The sequence below is a fragment of the Bradyrhizobium guangzhouense genome (assembly GCF_004114955.1).
Classification (GTDB): Bacteria; Pseudomonadota; Alphaproteobacteria; order Rhizobiales; family Xanthobacteraceae; genus Bradyrhizobium; species Bradyrhizobium guangzhouense.
On sequence record NZ_CP030053.1, the window covers coordinates 1595230 to 1617376 of the forward strand.

Sequence of the window (22147 nt, forward strand, 5' to 3'; positions counted from 1 at the left end):
GCTTTATGATGAGTATGCCTGATATCATCGACACGCTTGCCGGGATCAAGCCGGGATCAGCGCTGGACGCGATCCGCGCCAAGCGCCTGCAAGCGCGCGAGAATGCGCAGAAGAGCTATCTCTCGCTGTTCGAGCCGATCGACGCCGGCGAATTTTCGCTGCTCGAGCGCGCCGCGGTCGCAGCCTTCGTGACCGGCCTCCATGGCGAGTCCCCCGTCGCCACCTTCTATCGCAACAAGCTCGCGACGAGCGCCGGCGCCGCGGCTCTGGTCAAGGCGATCGACGCCGAGATCGCGCGGGGCAAGACCTCGGGCCCTTATGGTTCGTTTCCCGCAGGCCCGCTGTCGGTCGAGAATACGGCAGGCCTGATCTATCGCGTGGACGCGGCGAGCAAGTCCGCTCTCGGCGCCCGGCTCGTCGCGGCGCTCGAGCATGCGCATCTCCTGGTATACCGTCCGCGCGATGCGGCATCCTCGGACATGAAGGCGCTGCAGGCCGCCGGCTGGTCGACCACCGGCATCGTCACCTTCTCCCAACTCGTCGCGTTCCTGTCGTTTCAGGTGCGGGTCGTCAGCGGCTTGCGCACGCTTGCCGCAGTGAACGCATAAGAGGAGGTCGACATCATGAGTGCCACCGTCAATCCGCCCGATGTCTTCACCCAGGATGAGCTCGGCTGGGTCTCCTGGATCGAGCCGTTGCCCGAGGTCGAGCTCACCGACCGGCATTTCAATGGTCTCGTCGACCGCGCCCGCGCCAAGTCGGAATATTTCCGCTTGCTGGTGCGCGATCCCGAGGTGCTGGAAGCCCGTACCAAGACCGACAAGGACATCTTCTACAACGTCGCCGACGGCCTGCCGCGCGCCGAGCGCGAGCTCGCCGCCGCTGCGACCTCGCGCTACAATGGCTGTATCTATTGCGCCTCGGTCCATGCGCGCTTTGCCAGCACCTATTCCAAGCGACGCGAGGACGTGCAGAAGCTGCTGGATGAAGGCGTCGGCGCCGATCTCGGCGAACGCTGGAACGCTGTGGTGAAGGCCTCGGTGGCGCTGGCCACGACGCCGATCGCGTTCGGTCCTGAAAATATTAGGGCGCTGCGCAGTGCGGGCCTCGACGATGCTGAGATCGTCGACGTCATCAACGGCGCCTCGTTCTTCAATTGGGCGAACCGGCTGATGCTGTCGCTCGGCGAGCCCTCGAAATAGGCAATCTCACCGGCACAAGACTTGCTGCTTGTTTTGTGAGAACTGAGTTTTCAACACCTGAGTGGATGGAGCCGTACATGAGCAACATCGATCGCCGAACCCTGGTCAAAGCTTCTCTCGCCATGATGGCGGGCGCCGCTTTCTCGCGCAGCGCCTTCGCCGATACCGATCCGATCGTGCTCGGCGTCAGCGGTCCGCTGACCGGGCCGAACGCGCAATATGGCACGCAATGGAAGCAGGGCTTTGATCTCGCGCTCGACGAGATCATGGCCGCCGGCGGCATCAACGGCCGCAAGCTCGCCTATACCTTCGAGGACAGCCAGAGCGATCCGCGGCAGTCGGTGGCGATCGCGCAGAAGTTCGTGTCCGATCCCAAGATCGTCCTGGAGCTCGGCGATTTCTCCAGTCCCGCCTCGATGGCGGCCTCGCCGATCTATCAGCGCGGCGGCCTCGTGCAGTTCGGCTTCACCAATTCGCATCCTGATTTCACCAAGGGCGGCGACTTCATGTGGAGCACGTCGGTCAGCCAGGCCGACGAGCAGCCGCTGCTGGCGCGCTATGCGGTGAAGAGCCTCGGCCTCAAGAAGCTTGCGGTGCTGCATCTCAACACCGATTGGGGACGCACCAGCCGCGACTATTTCAACAACGCCGCCAAGGAATATGGCGCGGAGATCGTCATCACCGAAGGCTATATCGCCGAGGAGCGCGACTTCCGTTCCACGCTGGTGCGCGTTCGCGATGCCAATCCTGACGGCCTGGTCCTGATCTCCTATTATTCCGACGGCGCGCTGATCGCGCGCCAGGCGCGGCAGGTCGGGCTGAAGCAGGTGATCTGCGCCGCGAGCTCGGTCTACTCGCCGAAGTTTCTGGAACTCGGCGGCGATGCCGTCGAGGACGTCCACGTCGGCACGCGCTACTTCCCGGAAGATCCGCGGCCCGAGGTGCAGAAGTTCATCGCCGGCTTCAAGAAGAAGTACAATGGCCTCGAGCCCGATGCCTTCAACGCCTACGCCTACGACGCCATGAACATGGCCGCGGCCGTGATCAGGATCGGCGGCACCGATCGCAAGGCGATCCGCGATGCCTTCGCCAAAGTGAAGGACGTTCCGAGCGTGATCTTCGGCTCCGCGACGTTCGACGTCGCGACCCGCCGCGTCAAGGGTGCGATGAATGCCGAGCTCGTCGTGCGCAAGGGCCAGTTCACGCTTTGGGACGGCAAGCCGACTTGATCTGACGGCCGGAGTCTTGCTCCGGGCTTTCTCCCTTCATTAGGAACCCTGCGTGTCTTCCTGGCTCGACTACACCATCAACGGGCTGATCGTTGGTAACGTCTACGCCCTCGTTGCGGTCGGGCTCGCGCTGATCTTCGGCGTCAGCCGGCTGATCAACTTCGCGCAGGGCTCGATCTACCTTGTCGGCGCCTATATCGGCTGGGTCGCGGTGGTGCAGCTGCACACGCCGCTGCCGCTCACGATCATCTTCGTCGCGGTGGTGGCCGCTTTGGTCGGGCTGATCATCGAGCGCTTCGGCCTGCGGCCGCTGCAGAATTCGGTACGCATCGCGCCATTGCTGGCGACGATCGGCATCAGCTTCGTGCTCGATCAGCTCGTGATGTTGACCTTCTCGCCCAATCCGCGGGCGCTGCCGAGCCAGTTGCCGGATGTGCGTTTCCAAATCGGCGGCGGCACGATCGGGCCGCTTGACCTCTTGATCGCCGGCGTCGGCGTCTCCAGCGCACTGCTGCTGTTCGTGTTCCTGCGCTATACCAAGCTCGGCTGGGCGGTGCGTGCCGCCTCGCAGGACCGCGACGCCGCGATGCAGATGGGCGTCGACGTCAACCGGGTCAATCAGACGGTGTTCGGGATCGCGGCTGCGCTCGGCGGCGTCTCGGGCCTGTTGGTCGGCATGTACTACAACCAGATCGACACCGCGATGAGCCTGCAGGCGACGCTGAAGGGCGTCGTCGCCGAAGTCGTCGGCGGTGCCGGCAATGTGCCCGGCGCTGTCATCGGCAGCATGCTGTTGGGTCTGGTCGAGAGCTATGGCGTCGCGGTGTTCGGCACCAGCTATCGCAACCTGTTCGCCTTCCTGCTGCTGGTGGTCGTTCTGGTGCTGCGACCCAACGGCCTGTTCGCCAGCGCCCGGCAGGCGCCGCCCGAGCCGCTGACCGGCACCTTCATCGCGCCGAGCCGCCCCGTTCGCATTCCGCGCTGGGCCCTGGCTGTCGCGGTTGCCGCGTTTGCGATCCTGCCGCTACTGCCGGTGTCGTTCTACATCCTCCAGACGCTGATCAACGCCTGGCTGCTCGGTATGCTCGCGCTCAGCCTGACGCTGGTCGCAGGCACGATCGGCCAGGTCTCGCTCGGACACGCCGCGCTGCTCGCGATCGGCGCCTATACGTCTGCGCTGCTGTCGCTGACATTGAACGTGCCTGTCGGCCTCGCCATCATCGCCGGCGGCCTGATGAGCGCCGCGCTCGGCACCATCCTGATCTCGCCGTCGTTCCGCCTGCGCGGGCATTACGTCTCGATCGCGACGCTCGCCATCGGCGAGATCGTGTCGCTGGTGATTCTGAACTGGGAGAGCGTGACGCGGGGGCCGGTCGGCATCTCCGGCATCCCGCCGCTATCGCTGTTCGGCCATGATTTGATCAGCCCGGCCTCGGTGTACTGGTTCGCCTTCGCGATCATGGTCGTGCTCGCGTTGCTCCAGGCGCGGCTGCTGGGCTCGCATCTCGGCCGCAGCTTTCGCGCCATCCGCGACGATGATATCGCTGCGCGCGCCTATGGTCTCGGCCTCAACCGCTACAAGTCGCTCGCCTTCATCTTCGGCGGCTTTGCGGCCGGCGTCAGCGGCGGCATCGCCGCGCATCTCTATTCCTATATCAACCACGAGACGTTCAACACGCAGCAATCGATCCTGGCCCTGACCGTCGTGATCCTCGGCGGTCTCGGCAACGTCGTCGGCGCCATTGTCGGCGCCGTCGCGCTGGTTGGCCTGCCCGAAGTGTTTCGGGTCGCGGCGGAGTACCGCATCCTGATCTACGGCATCGTGCTGCTGCTGCTGGTGCGGTTCAGGCCGCAAGGCCTGTTGGGGACGATCTGATGGCGGAGCCGCTCGCACCGCTGTTGTCCCTACGCGGGCTGACCCGCCGCTTCGGCGGCCTGACGGCCGTCGACGGTATCGATCTCGATCTCGCCAAGGGTGGGCTCGTCAGCATCATCGGCCCGAACGGCGCCGGCAAGACCACGCTGTTCAATCTCGTCACCGGCCTTGATCGTCCGGATGCGGGCGAGGTTCGATTCGAGGGACAGGACATCACCGGCCTCTCGCCGGAGCGGCTCGCAGCCCAAGGCATCGCGCGGACCTTCCAGCTCGGCCGTGTCTTCGGCAATCTCAGCGTCATGGACAACGTATTGATCGGTGCCCATACGCGCTTGCGTGCCGTGAAGCCGGCCGTGCCCGTGATCGGCCCGCTGCTGGAGCTTGGGCTGGCGCTGCTGCGCCCTTCGAGCGTCAGGGAAGAGGAAGAGCGGTTGCGCGAAGAAGTCAAAAGCATCCTCGCCCGCTTCGGCGAACGGCTGCTGCCGCGGATCGACCAGCCCGCCTACAGCCTCTCCTATGCCAACCGCCGCCGCGTCGAGATCGCGCGTGCACTCGCGCTCAAGCCGCGCCTGTTGCTGCTGGACGAGCCGACCGCCGGCATGAACCCGAGCGAGACCGCGGAGATGCAGGCGCTGGTCGCCGAACTGAAAGCCGAAGGGCTGACCATTCTCCTGATCGAGCACAAGCTCGAGATGGTGATGCAGCTCTCCGACCGCGTCATCGTCATGGACGAGGGTAAGAAGATCGCAGAGGGGCCGGGCGAGGTGGTGCGCAATGATCCCAAGGTGATCGAGGCCTATCTCGGCCACGGGCTGTCAGGGACTGCGGAGCAGGAGAGTGCGGCATGACCGCGAGCGCAGTCGAACCGCTGCTGGCGCTGACCGACGTCAACACGTTCTATGGCCAGGCCCAGGTCCATTTCGACCTGTCGATCACGGTCGGCCGCGGTCACATCGTCTGCCTGCTCGGCGGCAATGCCAGCGGCAAGTCGACCACGATGAAGATCATCCTGGGCCTGGTCAAACCGCGTTCGGGCGAGGTGACCTTCGACGGCGCCTCGCTGATCGGACTCACCACGCCGCAGATCGTCCGCCGCGGCATCGCCTCGGTGCCCGAGGCGCGGCGGCTGTTCGCCGATATGAGCGTGCGCGAGAACATCCTGATGGGCGCATTCGTGCGCAACGATCGCGAGAGCATCGCACAGGATCTCGACAAGATGCTCACGCTGTTTCCGAAGCTCGGCCAGCGGCTGTCGCAGCGCGCCGGCTCGCTCTCCGGCGGCGAGCAGCAGATGGTGGCGATGGCGCGCGCGCTGATGAGCCGCCCGCGCCTGATCGTGATGGACGAGCCGACGATGGGCCTGTCGCCGCTCTATGTCGACCGCGTGCTGGAGCTGATCCGCACCATCAACCAGGACGGCGTCTCGGTCTTCATGGTCGAGCAGAACGCCAGCCTCGCGCTCGAGATCGCGCACGAGGCCTATGTGCTCCAGACCGGCAAGATCGTGCTGTCAGGCCCGGCGCGGGCGCTGAAGGACGATCCCCGCGTGCGCGACGCCTATCTCGGTGGCAGCGAAGCCGCGTAACTCGATCCATCCGCTCGTCAAGCCCGGGCATGACGACCTCCAGCAAATTCGCATATGCGGTCATCGGGCAGTAGCCGGGACTGGTCAGTGTGATCATTCTCTGAAAAGATCATACCGTTGGCGCAATGGGGCGTGCGGCGGAATGCGTGTCGTGACAAGATGGTCTGGGCGGGCGGTTGAGCCCGGAATGGTGCTGATGTTCGGCGGGCTCGCCGTCGCCAATGTCGCCGCATGGGTATGGGCATCCGCGGCGTTCGGCGACCGGCCCGCGGTGATGGCGACTGCGCTGCTCGCCTGGGTGTTTGGCCTCCGCCACGCCGTTGATGCCGATCACATCGCCGCCATCGACAATGTCGTGCGCAAGCTGATGCAGGCGGGCGGCACGCCGCGCAGTGTCGGTCTCTATTTCGCGCTCGGTCATTCCACTGTGGTCGTGGTCGCGACCATGCTGCTCGCGCTCGGCGTCGTCAGCCTTGGTGGCGACAGTCTGCTCAAGAATATTGGCAGCCTGATCGGCACCTCGGTGTCAGCGCTTTTCCTGCTGTTGATCGCGGCGATCAACCTTGTCATCTTCGCCGGCCTGTGGCGAACCTTTCGCACCGCGCGTGAGCAGGGCGTTCATGACGCCGCCGGGCTTGATGCGCTGCTCGGCCATCGCGGCTTTCTCGCGCGCCTGCTCGGCCCGATGTTCCGCCTGGTGACAAAGCCATGGCATATGTTCCCGCTCGGCCTGCTGTTCGGCCTCGGCTTCGACACCGCAACCGAGATCGGCCTGCTCAGCATATCCGCCACCGAAGCGGCGCGCGGTGCCTCGCTCGCCGACATCCTGGTCTTTCCCGCGCTGTTTGCGTCGGGCATGGCGCTGGTCGACACCGCGGATTCCGCACTGATGGTCAGCGCCTATCGCTGGGCTTTCGTCGATCCCATGCGCAAGCTCTGGTACAACCTCACGATCACCGGTGCCTCCGTCGCGGTGGCGCTGCTGATCGGCGGCATCGAGGCGCTCGGCCTGATCGCCGATCGGCTTGGATTTGATGGCGGCGTGTGGGCGCTCGTCGACGCTCTCAATGAATCGCTCGCCAATGTCGGTTTCGCGGTGATCGCTCTGTTCGTGATCGCCTGGCTGGTCTCGAGCTTGCTTTATCGTCGCATGTTCGCGGCGGCTTGACGGCGTCAGGCCGACGCCGCGCTCGGCATTTGTTCGGCTGGCTGATCGTCGCCGTTGGGATCGCCCGGCGCGGTTGCCCATGCGAGCTCGACCAGCGTCACGAACCGGCGCCCGGCGCCGTCAAGCTGGACCACGATCAGGCCCTGCTCCTCCATGTAGCCGAGCAGGCGTTGTGCCCTTCGCAGCGAATGCGAGCCATAGGCGCGGGCGATCGCAGCATCGCCGGGGCAGGGCCAGCCTTCCTTGGCGGCGCGCGCGATCATCATGAACACGCCCTGCATGTCGTCGGGCAGGATCGAGGCGCGCAAGCTCACCTCCTGCCAGGAATCGTCCTCGGCAATGTCAGTACCGAGCCCGGCGCGCGCATGCGTCAGCATGCGGCGGAATTCGGTGAGGTCGGGCACGGACGCGCCGAGGCCCTCGATGCGGCAGCGGACCACGAACTCCTGATAGAGTACGCCGATGGCGCGGAAGCCGGCATCGGGCGCGGCCAGCACGGCGCGCAAGGTCCGGTCCACGCGCTCGCGCCGTTCGGCGAGTTCCTCGGCACTGACCGGCACCTCGACCACTTCGGGGCTGATCTCGGGCGTTGCCGCCTTGGCCGCGCGAAGCTGATCGAGCAGATCGGGTGCGGGCCGGCGTTGAGGCCGGCTGGCATCCGGCGGCGGTGCCGCCAGGATCACGGCGCGCATATCTTCCGTTGTCGCTTCCGGGAGCGGCATCAACCGCGGCGTCGAGTTGCGCGGGGAAGTGTCGGTCGGGCCGATGTTCAGCCGCAGCGGACGGCGCGACAGCGCCGGTCCCAGCGCCATGAACTGCCCGCGTTCGAGGTCGCGAAAAGCCTCCGCCTGCCGCCGCTCCATGCCGAGCAGATCGGCGGCGCGCGCCATGTCGATGTCGAGGAAGGTGCGGCCCATCAAAAAGTTCGAGGCTTCGGCCGCGACGTTCTTGGCGAGCTTGGCCAGGCGCTGCGTCGCGATGATGCCGGCAAGGCCGCGCTTGCGGCCGCGGCACATCAGATTGGTCATCGCGCCGAGCGAGAGCTTTCGCGCTTCGTCCGATACTTCGCCCGCGACCGCCGGCGCAAACAGCTGCGCCTCGTCGACCACGACAAGCATCGGGTACCAATGGTCGCGCTCGACGTCGAACAGGCCGCCGAGAAAGGCGGCCGCGCGCCGCATCTGGTTCTCGGCGTCGAGCCCCTCGAGATTGAGTACGGTGGAGACGCGGTGCAGCCGGGCGCGTTCGCCCGCGACCTGCAGGCCGCGCTCGGTGTGATCCTCGGCGTCGATCACCAGATGGCCGAAGCGCTCGGCCAGCGTGACGAAATCGCCTTCGGGATCGATGATGGCCTGCTGCACCCAGGGCGCGCTCTGCTCCAGGAGGCGCCTGAGCAGATGCGACTTGCCGGAGCCGGAATTGCCCTGCACCAGGAGACGGGTCGCCAGCAATTCCTCGAGGTCCATGGCCGCCCCGGCGCCCGCCGTGGTCAGCCCCATCTCGATCGCAACCGTCATGTCCCCGACTCAAGCCCCGTCATTCGCGGACAGGGGCTTATCAATCGAAGCGGGATGCGTCGAGGGAAACAGCTGGGAACACACCGCATTGCCCACGGCGGAATTTCTGCTGGGATTTGAAAGCCGTAGAAGTGCGGGCGGGAATGGCGGGCAAGGCCGGCGGCATTGCATGATTTCGGTTAAGTCGCATTATCAGGAGAACCAGCCTGTCGATGTCAACCGCGCGGTGGAATATCCGTCCGTTCTTGTATGCATTATCCCAGTTGCCATTCGCGCCTAGTTTGCCTTAAATGCTGCAACGCACCCGCGCACAACGGCCGGGGCCAAAAAATCACACACATTTCGAGGGGACGAACATGGCGCGCAACGTACTGATTCTGGGAGCTTCCTACGGCTCCCTGCTGGGCACCAAGCTGTTGATGGCCGGGCACAACGTGACCCTGGTCTGCCGCACCAAGACCGCGGAGCTGATCAATCGTGATGGCACCGAAGTGCGCATCAAGCTGCGCGACGAGGCGGTGCACCGCGCGATCTTCTCGCGCGACCTGCCGGGCAAGCTGGATGCGGTGACGCCGCAGAATGTCGACGTCTCCCGCTACGATCTCGTCGGCCTTGCGATGCAGGAGCCGCAATACACCAACCACACGGTTCGCATGCTGATGGTCAAGATCGCCGCGGCGAAGCTGCCGTGCCTGTCGATCATGAACATGCCGCCGCTGCCTTATCTCAAGCGCATTCCGGCACTGGCAGACATGGATCTCGAGGAGGCTTACACCAATGCGCAGGTGTGGGAGCGTTTCGAGCCCGGCCTGGTGACGTTGTGCTCGCCCGATCCGCAGGCCTTCCGTCCGCCGGAGGAAGCCGCGAACGTGCTGCATGTCGGCCTGCCCACCAACTTCAAGGCCTCGGTCTTCGCCGACGAGAAGCACAACAAGGTGCTGCGCGAGCTCGAGGCCGATATCGACGCGGTGACGCTCGACGGCAAGGACGTGCCGGTCAAGCTGAAAGTGTTCGATTCCCTGTTCGTGCCGCTGGCCAAATGGTCGATGCTGCTCACCGGCAACTACCGCTGCATCACGCCGAACGAACCGCAATCGATCCGCGACGCCGTGCACGGCGACCTCGCGCGCTCCCAGACGATCTACGACCATGTCGATGCCATCGCCCGCCGCCTCGGCGCCGATCCCGAGGACCAGGTCCCGTTCGCAAAATACGCCAAGGCCGCCGAAAGCCTGCTCAAGCCGTCCTCGGCCGCGCGGGCCGTGGCAAGCGGCGCCCCCTTCATCGAGCGCGTCGATCTCCTGGTAAAGCTGATCTCGCATCAGCTCGGCGTACCCAACGCCGAGATCGACCGCACGGTCGATACCGTCGACCAGAAGCTGAACGAGAAGATCGTGCAGGGCGGATCGGGCGCGCAGTAACGGCGCGTAGCCTGGATGGAGCGCAGCGCGATCCGGGACCAGCTTGTCAGCATGCGAGACCGCCCCCGGATTGCGCTGCGCTCCATCCGGGCTACAGGAGTGTGTCGCCTGGCTGTCAACCCGAGTGGTTAAAATATTCCTATTTACCGAAATTCGGATTTGTCGTATGTTTCGCCCATCCTGATCCGGCGAAGAGGGGCGGTCGTACGTCGTCACGAGCCGCGGATCGGGCTGCGGTGGACGCTGGCAGCGCCGTCGCGGATGTGAGTGCAGGGCGGGGCGATGGATTGAGCCGAACCCCGTGAGCGTCTCGCAAGCCGCGTTGTACGAACGGCGCTTGATGTCCTGACTCGCCCTCGGGCGGAACAGGAAAGCCTGCGTACGGCAAAACCGTGTGGTCCCGGCCGTCGTCGCCACGGCCAAGTCTTGCGGATGCGGCATCGTCGCCAACCGGCGCGGTGCCGGTGACTTCCGCAAGGCGAGGGAGGCCAGAAGGAATTCGGCTCCCGGGAGAGCACGGCATAAGCCGTCCGACCATCGCGCAGGGAAGGCCGTGTGTTCGGCACCACCTGTATGCTGCTGTGCGGTCTTTTTGCGCTACACTTTTGCGCAGCAGACCGCGGGTGCCTGCCGGCACCCGGTCTTCCCTGCGCCCTCTTGATTGAGAGGGTGGAACGACAAAGCAAAGCTCGGGCGAAACGCGTCGCGAGGATGTGCAAGCGTGTCTGCGTCTACACCCTCGGTGTCATAGCCCGGCCTTGACCGGGCGATCCAGTACTCCGAGAGGGTGCGACTAGAACCGAGAGGCGGCGGCGTACTGGATTCCCCGCCTGCGCAGGGAATGACAGTGTCATTTGGAGAACCATGCCGTCGCCTCATACTCCGTCATTGTGGGCGCAGCGAAGCAATCCAGGCTGCCTCCGCGGAGAGATTCTGGATTGCTTCACTGCGCTCGCAATGACGTCGAGAGAGCGCGCCTCACCCCTGGCTTGCCACGCGGGCGCGATCGAGATGCTGCTCGATCTTGGGGCGATCGCGGGTGCGTTCGAAGCTGGTGCACAGCAACTCGGTCTCCTCGAGCGAGACGGGGGCGCGATACAGACGGCACATGAACTCGGCGACGGCGCGGGCCTTGCCCGTGGCAGGGCTGCGCTCGGCCAGGAACATGCAATCGCGACAGATGCTGGCATCGAGGCGCTGATGCGCCGCATCGAGATGGTTGAGGACCTCGCGGAGCGAGTCGCGCAGCCTGACGCATTCCTCGGTGCCGAGCGAATTGACCGCGTTCAACACGTGATTGATCGGGTCGTGCTGGCTCAGGCATTTCTCACCTTGCGGCGTGACGTGCAGGACGACAGAGCGCTTGTCCTCCTGCGACGGCTTTCGCACCAGGAAGGATTTGCTTTCCAGCGTCTTCACGATCTGCGACGCTGTCGCTCTGGTCGCGCCAATGAACCCGGCAAGTGCGGACGGCGTGCGCGAGAAGCGATTGGCGCGGCCGAGAAAGCGCAGCGCCATCCACTCCCGATCGCGCAATCCGTGTTGATTTCCTTCGAAGTACCAGGTTCTGGCCGCCTGAACCAGCAGCTCGACTGCTTCGCGTGCCAACGGCATCAATTCCTACCTCGCCCCGGGAATCGCGTGTGCGGCGCCCGGAAGCCACTTTCCACCATGGCGCGCGGATATCCCACTGCGCGAGAAACGATGCTGCCGATGGCATGCCAACCGCAAGGTCGCCGAACGCAAGCCCGAGTTGCCGTCGCTTCCAGACGATGGATCGGAATTGCTCAACCGAAGCCCCTGAGTTCAAGTCACACGCAGACGTTTCTTATGTTCGGTTGAAACGATGAATGAGCTTCTCAACAAAATCAAGTCAAGAGACCACGCGAGGGCGGATGTCGTTGCAGACCAATGTAAAGTTCAAGACAATCTCGCCCGTCAGGACACATGAAGGTGAACGCAATACACAGTCAAACAAGCCAGATGCACGCAGTTCTACACGTGTTGGATCCCACCCCTATCGTTGTCTGTCGTTGATGCAGTTTGATCGAAGCTTGTGCACGACAGACGGCAGGCCACGAAAGTCATCCACAACTTCCGCGATCTGCTTGCGGAATCGCCATGGCGGTGCCAGGTGAAGTTGTGGGGAATGCACGTGACGGTTGTTGCGGGATTGGGCCTGGAGCATCATCCGCGTGTCGTCTTCCGCGACCACACTGGTCGTCTCATCCCAGCGGCTGAGACTCGCGCGGCTGACATCGCCGGCGAACGAGCGCCTATGCAGTTTGTGCCACGACGTGCGCGGGTCGAAGGCAGGATGCGAGGGCACGGCCGCACGGCCGGCAAGCCGTGCCGCTAGTCGCCCTTGAGCATGTCCCTGAGCTCGCGGAACGGATCGGCGCTCGGCCGCGCCGAAGCGTCTTGACGCATGGCGTGGTAGATTCGCGGGACCATGTCGACGGCCTGGTCGAGGCCCGAATCGCGCCCCGACTGGTACCCGCCCATCAGGCGAAGGTCGCTTGTGTCCTCGTATTTGGCGATCAGGGTGCGCAATTTGCTCACCAATTCGCGTTCTTCGGGATCCCATACGTTGTGCGCAAGGCGCGAAACTGAGGCCAGCACGTCCACCGCAGGATAGCGTGCCTGATCGGCGATGTGCCTGGACAGCACGATGTGTCCGTCGAGCGTGCTGCGGATGGTGTCGGCGATCGGCTCGTTATGATCATCGCCATCGACCAGCACGGAGTAGATGCCGGTGATGGTCCCGGATCCTTCCTCACCGGGCCCGGCGCGCTCCAGGAGGCGCGGCAGATCGGTGAAAACCGTCGGAGCGTAACCACGGGCGACCGCCGGCTCGCCGGCCGCCAGTGCGACCTCGCGGGCAGCATGGGCGAAGCGGGTGATCGAATCGACGATGAGAAGCACCGATTCGCCGCGGTCGCGGAAATATTCGGCGACCGCCATCGCCGTCTTCGGCGCCAGCCGCCGCATCATCGGACTTTCATCACCCGTCGATACGATGGTGACGGCGCGGTTGCGGTCGTTGCCGAGCACGTCCTCGATGAATTCGCGCACCTCGCGGCCGCGTTCCCCCACCAGCGCCAGCACGACGGTGTCGAAGCCCTGGCTGCGGGCGAGCATGGCGAGCAAGGTCGATTTGCCGACGCCGGAGCCGGCAAAGATGCCGACGCGCTGGCCGGCGCAGATCGGCGCAAACAAGTCGATGACCCGCACGCCGGTGCGCAGTGGCTTGTGAACGCGCGCCCGCTTCATGGCCGGCGGCGCTTCCGCCTCGGCCGAAACCGCCCGCGATCCAGGGGTAAGCGGGCCCATTCCGTCCAGTGGCGCGCCCAGCGCATTGATGACGCGGCCCTTCCAGCTCGGATCCGGCGCGAACGACAGAGGCGGCATGCGATAGGCAACCGAGCCGAGGCCGCCGGCGAAGTGCCGGTCGAACGGCTTGGCCACGATGCCGTCGCTGTCGATCCGCACCACCTCGCCGATCTGGGGCTTGGCCCCAATATTGACGCCGATCAGCTCGCCGAGCTTGACCGAACGCGACAGGCCCGAGACGCGAAAATGCGTCGGCGCGATCTCGGAGATCGCGCCGCTGATGCTTGCCAGAGGCGTGCTCTGCTCGAGCTCGAGCAGCGCCCACTCAAGTTGCCGAAGAGCATTCAAGGAAACCGTCCACCCAATTGCGCGCGAGGCGCAGGTCTACTTGCCGGGATCGCCCAGCGTCTGGATTGCGTTGCGGAGCGTGCTCTCGGTGCCGTCGATCAGCGAGTTGGTGCTGTCGAAGGCGCGCGAGGCCGACATCAGCTTGGTCAATTCCATCATCGGATTGGCACTGGAGCCCTCGACATAGCCCTGCTTGAAGCCATCGCGGCTGAAATCGGCGATCGCGGTTACGGGCCGGTCGGGCGTGACGCCGGAATTGCCGTAGCGATCGAGATTGGCATCGGCGGGAATGTTGAACAGGCCGATGGTGCCGATCTCGTTGTTGTCCTGGGTGATCGCGCCGCTGCGTGAGATCGAGACCGGTCCGCCGTTGGGGTCGAGCGTGAGCTGCGCGCCGCCGGAATCGACGACGGGAAAGCCCGACACCGTCTGAAGGTCGCCGTTCGCGGCGATCTGGAGGCGACCGTCGCGGGTATAGACCGTGCCGTTGGGGCCGGCGAAGGCGATCCAGCCCTGTCCGACCACGGCGACGTCGAGCGGATTGCCGGTCTCCGTGATGCTGCCCTGCTCGCGCGAGATGATGTTGTCGCCGGGCGAGGAGAACGCGACCGGGTTTGCGCCGGCCTTGGAGAGCACCGTCTCGAATTTCACGACGTCGGTGCGAAAGCCCGACGTGTTGACGTTGGCGACGTTGTTGGCGATCGTCTGGAGGCGCTTCTCGAGCGCGACTTGCGCCGACAATCCGACATAGAGAGCCGATTGCATGACTTACCTGTTGAACTTGATATTCTGAAGTGTCGTGAGCATATCGGTGTCGAGACTTGCCGACGACGTCGAGGCGCCGGTGATCAGTACCAGCGCGGGGTTGGTCGAGCTGTCGCTCTGCGCCTGGTTCGCATCCCACATCGCCGCGAAGCGCTGTACGAATCTGGTGACCTTGGCCGGATCCTTGAAATCGGCGAGGTTGATCTTGTCCGTGATCATCTTGGCCTGCATGTCGATGTCGGACGAGCTGATCATCGACGACCAGCCCTCTGCGGTCTGCACCACCTGGGTCAGGGCCTTGTCGGCGAGGATCTGGTAGGGGCTCGTGATCGAGGAGGCCTTGCGCGTGAAATAGAGCGCCAGCCGGAGGCCCTCATTCTGATCGCCGGCATCCTGCTCCAGCGTCTGGGTGGCATACTGGCCGGTCGTGCCTGATGTGGCCGCGGTGCTCTGGGTCGCGGCGGCGCCTAGCGCGGCAAAGTTGAAGGCGGCGGCGAACTCACGGTAGCGGCTGTCGCTCAGCTTATTGGCGAAAGTATCGGAGGTCGCGATGCCCTCGGTCAGCACTTTCCGCATGAACGCTTTGGCGTAGATCATGTCGTCCAGGCCGTAGGCCTTCATCGCATAGGAGTAGAGCTTATAGTTGTTCAGGAAATCGTCGATGCTCTTCACCTTGCCGATATTGGCGAGGTAGTAGGCGGTATCGCGGCTGACGTCCGGCTGCTGCTCGACCTGAGTGAGCGATTTGCTCATGTCCGTGGTCAGCCTGGTGTAGTCCGCGATCGTGGATAGCATGGCATGTGCCCCTCTTGTCGCCGCTGCGACATCGTCTCAAGCTGCCGCGAATTGCTTGCGCGGGGCTGGCGAGGCGCAAGCCAGCCTCACGCAAGCGTCGCCGACTAGGTATTCCCGATGGGATCGGCGATGGAGCGGCGCGTTGGGCAGTTTCGTGGGGATTGTCATCACGGTGGCAGCACTGCTTGGCGGATTTGCCGCCATGGGCGGGCACCTGGCCGTGCTGATGCAGCCGTGGGAGTTCGTGATCATCATGGGCACCGCGGTGGGCACCTTCATCGTGGCCAATCCGTGGAAGACGGTCGTGGACACCGGGGTCGCCTGCATGCAGGCCGTCAGCGGTGCGGTGCCGGGCCAGCGCTATTACCTTGACCTGCTCGGTGCGCTCCATGCCTTGATGCGCGAGTTGCGCGGCAAGGGCCGCAACGAGGTCGAGGCGCATATCGACGATCCCTCGTCCTCAGAGATCTTCAAGGCGTTCCCGAGCGTGCTCGGTGACCCGTCTCTGCTCCAGTTCATCTGCGATTATGTGCGCCTCATCATCATGGGCAATGCCCGTACCCATGAGATCGAGGCGCTGATGGACGAGGAAATCCACACCATCGTGAAGAGCAAGCTGACCCCCTATCATGCGCTGGTGGTGGTGTCGGAGGCGCTGCCGGCGCTCGGCATCGTCGCGGCGGTGCTCGGCGTCATCAAGGCCATGGGTGCGCTGGACCAGTCGCCAAAGCTGCTCGGCGGCTTCATCGGCGCGGCGCTGGTCGGCACCTTCGCCGGCATCTTCCTGTCCTACGGCATCATTTCGCCCTTCGCGCTGAAGATCAAGATGACGCGCGAGAAGAAGTGCCGGCCATACATCATCGTCAAGCAGACCCTGCTGGCGTTCATGAACGGTGCCATGCCGCAGATCGCGGTCGAACACGGTCGCAAGATGATCGCGAGCTCCGAGCGGCCCTCGATCGACGTCGTCGAGAACGAGACGATTGCAGGTCCCAAGGCCGTCGTGACCGACACTGAACCCAAGGCTGCACGCGCATGACGATGGAAGACGTCGAGGTCGATCAGCGCAAGCAGCTGCCGAACTATCTGCTGGACGCGGCCGGCATCTCGATCGAACGCATGCCGATGCTCAATGTGATCTTCGATCGCATGGCGGCATCCTGTACGGACAGCCTGCAGCCGATCGCGGGCACGCCCTGCTACTTCTCGGTCAACGGCATCACCAACGACCGCGTCGGCGACATCATCAAGGATTACGAGGGCAATGCGGTCGCCGCCGTGCTCTATGCCGAGCAGTGGGACTCCCGCGTCATCATCATGCTCGACCGCGATTTCGTGTTCACGATGGTCGAGGCGATGTTCGGCTCCGACGGCGCCGAGCCGCCGCTCGATGTCGAACGCACCTTCTCGAATATCGAGATACGCCTGGTTCAGGCGCTGTTTGACCGGTTTGCCAAGTCGCTGCAAGCGGCGTTCGCCGGCACCTCCAACGTCACCTTCCGCGTCGAGCGGGTCGAGACGGCGATGGCGTCGCTCGCGATCGGGCGCAGCGGCAACATGTCGATCTGTGCGAACATCATGCTGCAGGCGCTCTATCGCGGCGGCCAGATGTTCCTGATCATTCCGCACTCCGCGCTCAACCCGCTCAGGCAGAAGCTCGCCCACGTCGTCGTCAGCGAAGGCGGCGCGGCCGATCCGCGCTGGCGCGAGCAGATGGAGAGCGAGGTTCACCGCACCGAGGTGACGCTGAGCGCCGTGCTCGACGAGAAAATGATCACCCTCGAGGACGTCGTCAAATTCAAGGTGGGGCAAGTCCTGGAACTCGAGGCTACGCCGCGTACGCTGGCGCGGCTCGAGAGCAACAACCAGGTGCTGTTCTGGTGCCAGATCGGCCAGCTCGATGGCTATTACGCCATGCAGGTGGCAGATCCCGTCGATCAGAAGCGGGAGTTCGTCGATGATATCCTATCTCGTTGATGCGGTCCTGCTGATCGCGTTGGCCTTCACCAGTATGCGGGTCACCCGGATGCACCGGGAGCTGGCGAAGTTGCGCAGCTATCAGGGCGAGTTCTCGAGCATCGTCCACGAGACCGCCGGCGCCTTCGACACCGTGATCACCGCGGCGCACGATTCCACTGCAAATCTCGGCCGGCTCGCCAACGTCTTGGGTGCGAAGATCGATCAGGCCCATGAGGCGATCGCGGCGCTCGATGCGCGCAGCGGGCTGCAGGGCACTGTCATCGTGAACGGCCCCGAGGCCAACAAGCATTGAGGCCGGCAGCGGCCGAAGAGATAGATCGGAACGTCGCGACGCTCCGGGAGCGGAACTACCAAGAGGCGATACCAGATGGCGCAATCCTTCGACTACGAAACTGCAACTGCATCGGATGATGCCGACACCTCTCCGCTCGAGCGGCTGGCGGAGATCGCCGCCCGCACCGCCGAGGAGACGGGCAAGTTCGCCAATGTGGATGCGATCCTGCGCATTCCCGTCACCATGCAGGTGGTGCTGGGATCGGCGACCATTCCGGTGGCCAATCTGATGAAGCTCGGCCGCGGTGCTGTCGTTCCTCTGGACCACCGCGTCGGCGAGCCCGTCGACGTCGTGGTCAACGGCCGCGTCGTTGCCCGCGGAGAGGTGGTCGTCGTCGAGGAGGACAATTCCCGCTTCGGCGTTTCGCTGACCGAGATCGTCGGACCGCTGGGGCAGGGTGATTCCTGATCATGGCGGCACCGGTCGCTCCCATCAAGCAGCGCGGCGTTGCCACGCTGGGCGGAACGGAAAAGGTCGCGGCGCTCCTGCTGGCCATGGGTCGTCAGGCGGCCGCCAGCGTGCTTGCGCAGTTCGAGCCGCAGGACATTCGCATCGTCACCAAGGCGGCAGCCGAGCTGAGGCCGATCACGGCGCAGGAGCTCGAGTCGATTGTCGAGGAGTTTGCCCAGCAGTTCTCGATGGGCGCCAACATTCTCGGCACGCTGGGCGGGCTCGAGGCCGTGCTGGGCGACGTGCTTCCCGCCGACCAGGTCACGGCGATCATGTCGGACCTGCTCGGCAATTCGAGTCGGTCGGTGTGGGACCGCGTCTCGTCGGTGTCGGAAAACTCGCTGGCGACCTACCTCTCCAAGGAGCATCCGCAGACCGCGGCGCTGATCCTGTCCAAGGTCAAGCCGTCTTGCGCCGCCAAGGTGATGAGCCAGTTGCCGTCGAGCCTGCGCAACGAATTGATGCGGCGGGTGCTCAGCCTCAAGCCGATCGTCGACGACGCGATGAAGGTCCTCGAGAAGACGCTGCATGAAGATCTGACGCTCAATTTCGCCCGCAACCTCGGCGCGGATACCTACGCGCGGGTCGCCGACATCATCAACAAGATGGAGCGTGGCCATATCGAGGACATGCTGAAGAGCCTGTCGGAAAAGCGGCCGAAGTCGGCCGAAGTGCTGAAGGAGCTGCTCTTTACTTTCGACGACGTCATCAACCTGGCGCCGAAGGCGCGCACCATGATCTTCGACCAGGTACCGACCGACCGCATCGTCGTGGCGCTGAAGGGCACCGACAAGCATTTCCGCGAGCTGATCCTGTCCGCGGTCGCATCGCGCGTTCGCCGCGTCGTCGAGTCCGAACTTGCCATCGGCGAGCCATCGAACCAGCGCGACGTGCTCGAGGCGCGTCGCGTCATCACCGATCTCGCCCTCGATCTGGCCGAGAAGGGTGAAATCGAGCTCAACCCCGATCAGGAGGACGAGCTGGTCTTCCGCTGACCGCCGAACGGGCATGGCAGAGACATCCGACCAGGAGAGCAAGACAGAAGAGCCGACCGAGAAGAAAGTCCGCGATGCGCTCGAACAGGGCAAGATTCCGGTCTCTCGGGAGGCGTCGCTGTTCGCGTCCATTGCGGCGTTGATGGTGATTCTGTCCTTCCTCATCGGTCAGGGCGTGCAGCAACTGATGCCGACCTTGAGAAGCTTTCTCGACGATCCCGACGGTTTCCCGCTTCATACCGGTGCGGACGCGCAGAACCTACTCACCGTAGTCGGTCTCGATGCGCTGCGGTTCCTGGTGCCGCTGGTCGTGATCCTGGCGGTGTTCGGGCTGGCAGCGTCGCTGCTGCAGAACGCGCCGAACCTGGTGCTCGACCGTATCATGCCGGATCTGTCGCGAATCTCTCCAGTAAGCGGCTGGAACCGCATCTTCGGGGCTCAGGGTCTGGTGGAGTTCGGCAAATCGATTTTCAAGCTCGTCTCGGTGACATCAGTCGTCTGCTTCGTGTTGCGCTCGTCGGAGGCGAGGGCGTTCGAGGCGATGTACACCGATCCGGTCGCATTGCCCGAGATGATTCTCACCATCGCGATGCGGATCGTGTCGGCGATCTGCATCGCGACGATCGTGCTGGTCGCGATCGATCTCGCCTGGGCGCGCTTCCACTGGCGGCGCGAGCTGCGAATGACGAGGCAAGAGATCAAGGACGAGCACAAGCAGGCGGAAGGCGATCCGCTGATCAAGGCGCGTCTGCGTTCGCTCGCGCGCGACCGATCGCGCCAGCGCATGATCGCTTCCGTGCCGCGCGCGACGCTGGTGATCGCGAATCCGACGCATTTCGCGATCGCGTTGCGCTACGACCGGGACGAAAACCCGGCGCCGCTCGTGGTGGCCAAGGGCATGGACGTGATCGCGCTGAAGATTCGCGAGGTCGCCGAGCAGAGCAAGATTCCGGTGATCGAGAACAAGGCGCTCGCCCGTGCGCTCTACGAAGCGGTGCAGGTCGATCAGGTGATCCCCGCCGAATTCTTCCGCCCCGTCGCCGAGATCATCTATTTCCTTCAATCGAAGCAGGCGCCGCGGCCCGCGAAAGTTCAGTAGAATCTCCGGGATGGTGATCCGCGCAACAGCTTGACGAAAGCTTAACGCCCTAGGGTTCTCTCCAACGAACCATAATGGGGCCGTCGTGGGACCGCTTTATCTCTTCGAACTCGCATCCTCGCAGGCACGCTGGCTCGAGCTTCGTCAGTCGACCATTGCCACCAATGTCGCCAATGCCAATACGCCGGGCTTCAAGGCGCGCGACGTCGAACCGTTCAACAAGGTGCTCGACGCGGTGCCGGTCAGGCTGGCCACGACCTCGCCAGCCCACATGCAGCTGTCCCCGGCCGAAACCGACACGCGGGCCGTCGCAAAGAAGGACAGCTGGGATGTTGTCCACTCCGGAAACTCCGTGAGCCTGGAGCAGGAGATGATCAAGGGCAGCGACGTCAATCGCGACTACTCGATGAATTCGGCGATCGTGCGCTCGTTCAATCGCATGGTCCTGACCAGCGCGAAGACCTGAGGTGTGAACCGACATGCTTGACGCTCTATCAGCTTCATTGACGGTCGCGAGTTCGGGGCTCGAGGCGCAATCGACGCGCATGCGCGTCGTCTCGGAAAACCTTGCCAACGCGACGTCGACCGGGCGCACGGCGGGGGCCGATCCCTATCAGCGCAAGACCATCACCTTCGATGCTGAGCTCGATCGAGCCTCCGGCACGCAGCTGGCGAAGGTCAAGGAAATCGGGGTCGACACCACGCCGTACCGCGTCGAGTACGACCCGGGGCATCCCGCGGCCGACAAGGCCGGTTACGTCAAGATGCCCAACGTCAACATGATGATCGAAATGGCCGACATGCGCGAAGTCAACCGCTCCTATGAAGCCAATCTCCAGGTCGTGAAGCAGGTGAGATCGATGCTCGGCATGACCATCGATCTACTGAGGAGCTGACAATGCTTGAGGCGATTTCATCCACCGCGATCACGGCGGGGCAGGCGGCCTCTCGCGCCACCGAGACGCAGGCCATTGCGCCAACGGGAGCGTCTGCCGTTCAGTCCGCTGACGATGTCGGCTTCGATTCCGTGATGAAGCAGGTGACCACGGACGCGATCGGGACGTTGAAGGCGGGCGAAGCCGCGTCGATCTCGGCGATGCAGGGCAAGGAATCGACGCGAAAAGTCGTTGAGGCACTGATGTCGGCCGAGCAGGCCTTGCAGACCGCGGTCGCGGTTCGCGACAAGGTCGTGCAGGCCTACCAGGAAGTCGTTCGGATGTCGATTTGATCTGAAGGAGTGACATAAGTGAAATCGCTCGCCATCGCGGCCACGGGCATGAATGCCCAGCAGACCAACATCGAAGTCATCGCGAACAACATTGCCAACATCAACACGACGTCGTTCAAGCGCGCGCGTGCGGAATTCACCGATCTGTTCTACCAGATGGACCGCATGCAGGGTGTCGCAAATGTGAACGGCGCCTCACCGATTCCGGAGGGCTCAAATCTCGGCCTCGGCGTCAAGTCGGCGGCGATCCGCAAGTTGCACATCCAGGGTGCGCTGACGCAGACGGGTAATCCGTACGACCTCGCGATCAACGGTCGGGGTTGGTTTCAGGTGCTGGGCCCGAACAACGAGGTGCAATACACGCGCGCGGGATCGTTCAACACCAACGCGACCGGCCAGCTGGTGACGATGGACGGATACCTGCTCGATCCCAACATCACGGTGCCACAGGGGACGGTGCAGGTGACCGTGAACCAGACCGGCCAAGTGTTCGCCAAGCTGGATACGGAGGTCAATCCGCGGCAGATCGGCCAGCTCAACCTGGCCAATTTCGCCAACGAGGCTGGCCTCGAGCCGCTCGGCAGCAACCTCTATCGCGAGACCACGGCGTCGGGCGCACCGGTCGTTGGTCTCCCCGGCGATGCCGGTTACGGCAAGATCAACCAGCAGTATCTCGAAGCCTCGAACGTCGATCCCGTCAAGGAAATCACCGAGTTGATCTCGGCGCAGCGCGCCTACGAGATGAACGCCAAGGTCATCCAGGCGTCGGATGATATGGCCTCGACGGTATCGAAGGGTCTCAGTCGCTAGTTCCGGTGTGTC

At 64.1% G+C, this 22147-nt stretch carries 23 protein-coding genes; 18 read left to right on the forward strand and 5 right to left on the reverse strand.

All coding sequences use genetic code 11. The features are described from left to right. Nucleotides 1-8 precede the first annotated feature (8 nt). The 7 genes from XH91_RS07700 to XH91_RS07730 all read left to right on the forward strand — a co-directional run bounded on the left by XH91_RS07700 (nucleotide 9) and on the right by XH91_RS07730 (nucleotide 7060). Nucleotides 9-608, forward strand: coding sequence for a CMD domain protein (locus XH91_RS07700; protein WP_164933908.1), 600 nt, complete (start codon nucleotides 9-11; stop codon nucleotides 606-608). A 15-nt stretch (nucleotides 609-623) separates the two neighbouring features. Beyond that, a complete protein-coding gene (locus tag XH91_RS07705) occupies nucleotides 624-1202 on the forward strand; it encodes an alkylhydroperoxidase domain protein (protein WP_128950019.1) in 579 nt (192 codons plus the stop codon). Nucleotides 1203-1279: 77 nt separating this feature from the next. Next, nucleotides 1280-2431 (forward strand): ABC transporter substrate-binding protein, encoded by a 1152-nt coding sequence (locus tag XH91_RS07710; RefSeq protein WP_128950020.1) that lies wholly within the window; start codon nucleotides 1280-1282, stop codon nucleotides 2429-2431. A gap of 52 nt (nucleotides 2432-2483) precedes the next feature. Then, nucleotides 2484-4307, forward strand: coding sequence for an ABC transporter permease (locus XH91_RS07715; protein ID WP_128950021.1), 1824 nt, complete (start codon nucleotides 2484-2486; stop codon nucleotides 4305-4307). Further along, the gene (locus XH91_RS07720) at nucleotides 4307-5155 is read left to right on the forward strand and encodes an ABC transporter ATP-binding protein (protein ID WP_164933909.1); all 849 of its coding nucleotides are present in this window, start codon (nucleotides 4307-4309) and stop codon (nucleotides 5153-5155) included. Before XH91_RS07715 ends, XH91_RS07720 begins: the two co-directional genes overlap by 1 nt. Then, a complete protein-coding gene (locus XH91_RS07725; protein ID WP_128950023.1) occupies nucleotides 5152-5892 on the forward strand; it encodes an ABC transporter ATP-binding protein in 741 nt (246 codons plus the stop codon). Before XH91_RS07720 ends, XH91_RS07725 begins: the two co-directional genes overlap by 4 nt. A 187-nt stretch (nucleotides 5893-6079) precedes the next feature. Next, entirely contained in the window at nucleotides 6080-7060 is a 981-nt protein-coding gene (locus XH91_RS07730; RefSeq protein WP_128950024.1) for a HoxN/HupN/NixA family nickel/cobalt transporter, read from the forward strand. A gap of 5 nt (nucleotides 7061-7065) precedes the next feature. On the opposite strand, the gene XH91_RS07735 is transcribed toward XH91_RS07730, so the two are convergent. Next, the gene (locus XH91_RS07735) at nucleotides 7066-8577 is read right to left on the reverse strand and encodes a helicase HerA domain-containing protein (RefSeq protein WP_128950025.1); all 1512 of its coding nucleotides are present in this window, start codon (nucleotides 8575-8577) and stop codon (nucleotides 7066-7068) included. A 356-nt stretch (nucleotides 8578-8933) separates the two neighbouring features. On the opposite strand from XH91_RS07735, the gene XH91_RS07740 reads away from it, so the two are divergent. Further along, the gene (locus tag XH91_RS07740; RefSeq protein ID WP_128950026.1) at nucleotides 8934-9998 is read left to right on the forward strand and encodes a ketopantoate reductase family protein; all 1065 of its coding nucleotides are present in this window, start codon (nucleotides 8934-8936) and stop codon (nucleotides 9996-9998) included. 978 nt (nucleotides 9999-10976) lie between these two features. On the opposite strand, the gene XH91_RS07750 is transcribed toward XH91_RS07740, so the two are convergent. From XH91_RS07750 to XH91_RS07765, 4 genes are all read right to left on the reverse strand, one after another. Further along, complete coding sequence (locus XH91_RS07750) at nucleotides 10977-11612, reverse strand: MarR family winged helix-turn-helix transcriptional regulator (RefSeq protein WP_128950027.1); 636 nt, start codon at nucleotides 11610-11612, stop codon at nucleotides 10977-10979. 741 nt (nucleotides 11613-12353) lie between these two features. Then, on the reverse strand, nucleotides 12354-13679 hold the full coding sequence (fliI, locus tag XH91_RS07755) for a flagellar protein export ATPase FliI (RefSeq protein WP_128950028.1): 1326 nt from the start codon (nucleotides 13677-13679) through the stop codon (nucleotides 12354-12356). A gap of 36 nt (nucleotides 13680-13715) precedes the next feature. Next, nucleotides 13716-14444, reverse strand: coding sequence for a flagellar basal-body rod protein FlgF (gene flgF, locus XH91_RS07760; protein WP_128950029.1), 729 nt, complete (start codon nucleotides 14442-14444; stop codon nucleotides 13716-13718). A gap of 3 nt (nucleotides 14445-14447) precedes the next feature. Further along, complete coding sequence (locus tag XH91_RS07765; RefSeq protein ID WP_128950030.1) at nucleotides 14448-15239, reverse strand: DUF1217 domain-containing protein; 792 nt, start codon at nucleotides 15237-15239, stop codon at nucleotides 14448-14450. A gap of 142 nt (nucleotides 15240-15381) precedes the next feature. On the opposite strand from XH91_RS07765, the gene motA reads away from it, so the two are divergent. From motA to flgG, 10 genes are all read left to right on the forward strand, one after another. Continuing rightward, on the forward strand, nucleotides 15382-16278 hold the full coding sequence (gene motA, locus XH91_RS07770; RefSeq protein WP_164933910.1) for a flagellar motor stator protein MotA: 897 nt from the start codon (nucleotides 15382-15384) through the stop codon (nucleotides 16276-16278). Then, a complete protein-coding gene (locus tag XH91_RS07775) occupies nucleotides 16275-17216 on the forward strand; it encodes a flagellar motor switch protein FliM (protein WP_128950032.1) in 942 nt (313 codons plus the stop codon). The genes motA and XH91_RS07775 overlap by 4 nt, the downstream gene beginning before the upstream one ends. After that, nucleotides 17197-17511 carry a hypothetical protein gene (locus tag XH91_RS07780; RefSeq protein ID WP_128950033.1) on the forward strand — a complete coding sequence of 105 codons (315 nt, stop codon included), beginning with the start codon at nucleotides 17197-17199 and terminating at the stop codon, nucleotides 17509-17511. The genes XH91_RS07775 and XH91_RS07780 overlap by 20 nt, the downstream gene beginning before the upstream one ends. A gap of 75 nt (nucleotides 17512-17586) precedes the next feature. Beyond that, a complete protein-coding gene (gene fliN / locus XH91_RS07785) occupies nucleotides 17587-17961 on the forward strand; it encodes a flagellar motor switch protein FliN (protein ID WP_128950034.1) in 375 nt (124 codons plus the stop codon). A gap of 2 nt (nucleotides 17962-17963) precedes the next feature. Next, nucleotides 17964-18998 carry a flagellar motor switch protein FliG gene (locus XH91_RS07790; RefSeq protein ID WP_128950035.1) on the forward strand — a complete coding sequence of 345 codons (1035 nt, stop codon included), beginning with the start codon at nucleotides 17964-17966 and terminating at the stop codon, nucleotides 18996-18998. Nucleotides 18999-19011: 13 nt separating this feature from the next. Continuing rightward, nucleotides 19012-20097: a flagellar biosynthesis protein FlhB gene (flhB, locus tag XH91_RS07795; RefSeq protein WP_128950036.1), complete on the forward strand. Its 1086-nt coding sequence runs from the start codon at nucleotides 19012-19014 to the stop codon at nucleotides 20095-20097. An 85-nt stretch (nucleotides 20098-20182) separates the two neighbouring features. Next, entirely contained in the window at nucleotides 20183-20563 is a 381-nt protein-coding gene (gene flgB / locus XH91_RS07800; protein WP_128950037.1) for a flagellar basal body rod protein FlgB, read from the forward strand. Nucleotides 20564-20576: 13 nt separating this feature from the next. Continuing rightward, the gene (flgC, locus tag XH91_RS07805) at nucleotides 20577-20993 is read left to right on the forward strand and encodes a flagellar basal body rod protein FlgC (RefSeq protein ID WP_128950038.1); all 417 of its coding nucleotides are present in this window, start codon (nucleotides 20577-20579) and stop codon (nucleotides 20991-20993) included. A gap of 2 nt (nucleotides 20994-20995) precedes the next feature. Continuing rightward, a complete protein-coding gene (gene fliE, locus XH91_RS07810) occupies nucleotides 20996-21325 on the forward strand; it encodes a flagellar hook-basal body complex protein FliE (RefSeq protein ID WP_128950039.1) in 330 nt (109 codons plus the stop codon). A gap of 18 nt (nucleotides 21326-21343) precedes the next feature. Beyond that, nucleotides 21344-22135, forward strand: coding sequence for a flagellar basal-body rod protein FlgG (gene flgG, locus XH91_RS07815; RefSeq protein ID WP_128950040.1), 792 nt, complete (start codon nucleotides 21344-21346; stop codon nucleotides 22133-22135). Nucleotides 22136-22147 lie beyond the last annotated feature (12 nt).

What these genes read in the sequence shown, in the direction of transcription:
- XH91_RS07700 (WP_164933908.1), top strand. Translation starts at nt 9, where the DNA reads ATGAGTATGCCTGATATCATCGACACGCTTGCCGGGATCAAGCCGGGA.
- XH91_RS07705 (WP_128950019.1), top strand. Translation starts at nt 624, where the DNA reads ATGAGTGCCACCGTCAATCCGCCCGATGTCTTCACCCAGGATGAGCTC.
- XH91_RS07710 (WP_128950020.1), top strand. Translation starts at nt 1,280, where the DNA reads ATGAGCAACATCGATCGCCGAACCCTGGTCAAAGCTTCTCTCGCCATG.
- XH91_RS07720 (WP_164933909.1), top strand. Translation starts at nt 4,307, where the DNA reads ATGGCGGAGCCGCTCGCACCGCTGTTGTCCCTACGCGGGCTGACCCGC.
- XH91_RS07725 (WP_128950023.1), top strand. Translation starts at nt 5,152, where the DNA reads ATGACCGCGAGCGCAGTCGAACCGCTGCTGGCGCTGACCGACGTCAAC.
- XH91_RS07730 (WP_128950024.1), top strand. Translation starts at nt 6,080, where the DNA reads ATGGTGCTGATGTTCGGCGGGCTCGCCGTCGCCAATGTCGCCGCATGG.
- XH91_RS07735 (WP_128950025.1), bottom strand. Translation starts at nt 8,577, where the DNA reads ATGACGGTTGCGATCGAGATGGGGCTGACCACGGCGGGCGCCGGGGCG.
- XH91_RS07740 (WP_128950026.1), top strand. Translation starts at nt 8,934, where the DNA reads ATGGCGCGCAACGTACTGATTCTGGGAGCTTCCTACGGCTCCCTGCTG.
- XH91_RS07750 (WP_128950027.1), bottom strand. Translation starts at nt 11,612, where the DNA reads ATGCCGTTGGCACGCGAAGCAGTCGAGCTGCTGGTTCAGGCGGCCAGA.
- flgF (WP_128950029.1), bottom strand. Translation starts at nt 14,444, where the DNA reads ATGCAATCGGCTCTCTATGTCGGATTGTCGGCGCAAGTCGCGCTCGAG.
- XH91_RS07765 (WP_128950030.1), bottom strand. Translation starts at nt 15,239, where the DNA reads ATGCTATCCACGATCGCGGACTACACCAGGCTGACCACGGACATGAGC.
- XH91_RS07775 (WP_128950032.1), top strand. Translation starts at nt 16,275, where the DNA reads ATGACGATGGAAGACGTCGAGGTCGATCAGCGCAAGCAGCTGCCGAAC.
- XH91_RS07780 (WP_128950033.1), top strand. Translation starts at nt 17,197, where the DNA reads ATGATATCCTATCTCGTTGATGCGGTCCTGCTGATCGCGTTGGCCTTC.
- fliN (WP_128950034.1), top strand. Translation starts at nt 17,587, where the DNA reads ATGGCGCAATCCTTCGACTACGAAACTGCAACTGCATCGGATGATGCC.
- XH91_RS07790 (WP_128950035.1), top strand. Translation starts at nt 17,964, where the DNA reads ATGGCGGCACCGGTCGCTCCCATCAAGCAGCGCGGCGTTGCCACGCTG.
- flhB (WP_128950036.1), top strand. Translation starts at nt 19,012, where the DNA reads ATGGCAGAGACATCCGACCAGGAGAGCAAGACAGAAGAGCCGACCGAG.
- flgC (WP_128950038.1), top strand. Translation starts at nt 20,577, where the DNA reads ATGCTTGACGCTCTATCAGCTTCATTGACGGTCGCGAGTTCGGGGCTC.
- fliE (WP_128950039.1), top strand. Translation starts at nt 20,996, where the DNA reads ATGCTTGAGGCGATTTCATCCACCGCGATCACGGCGGGGCAGGCGGCC.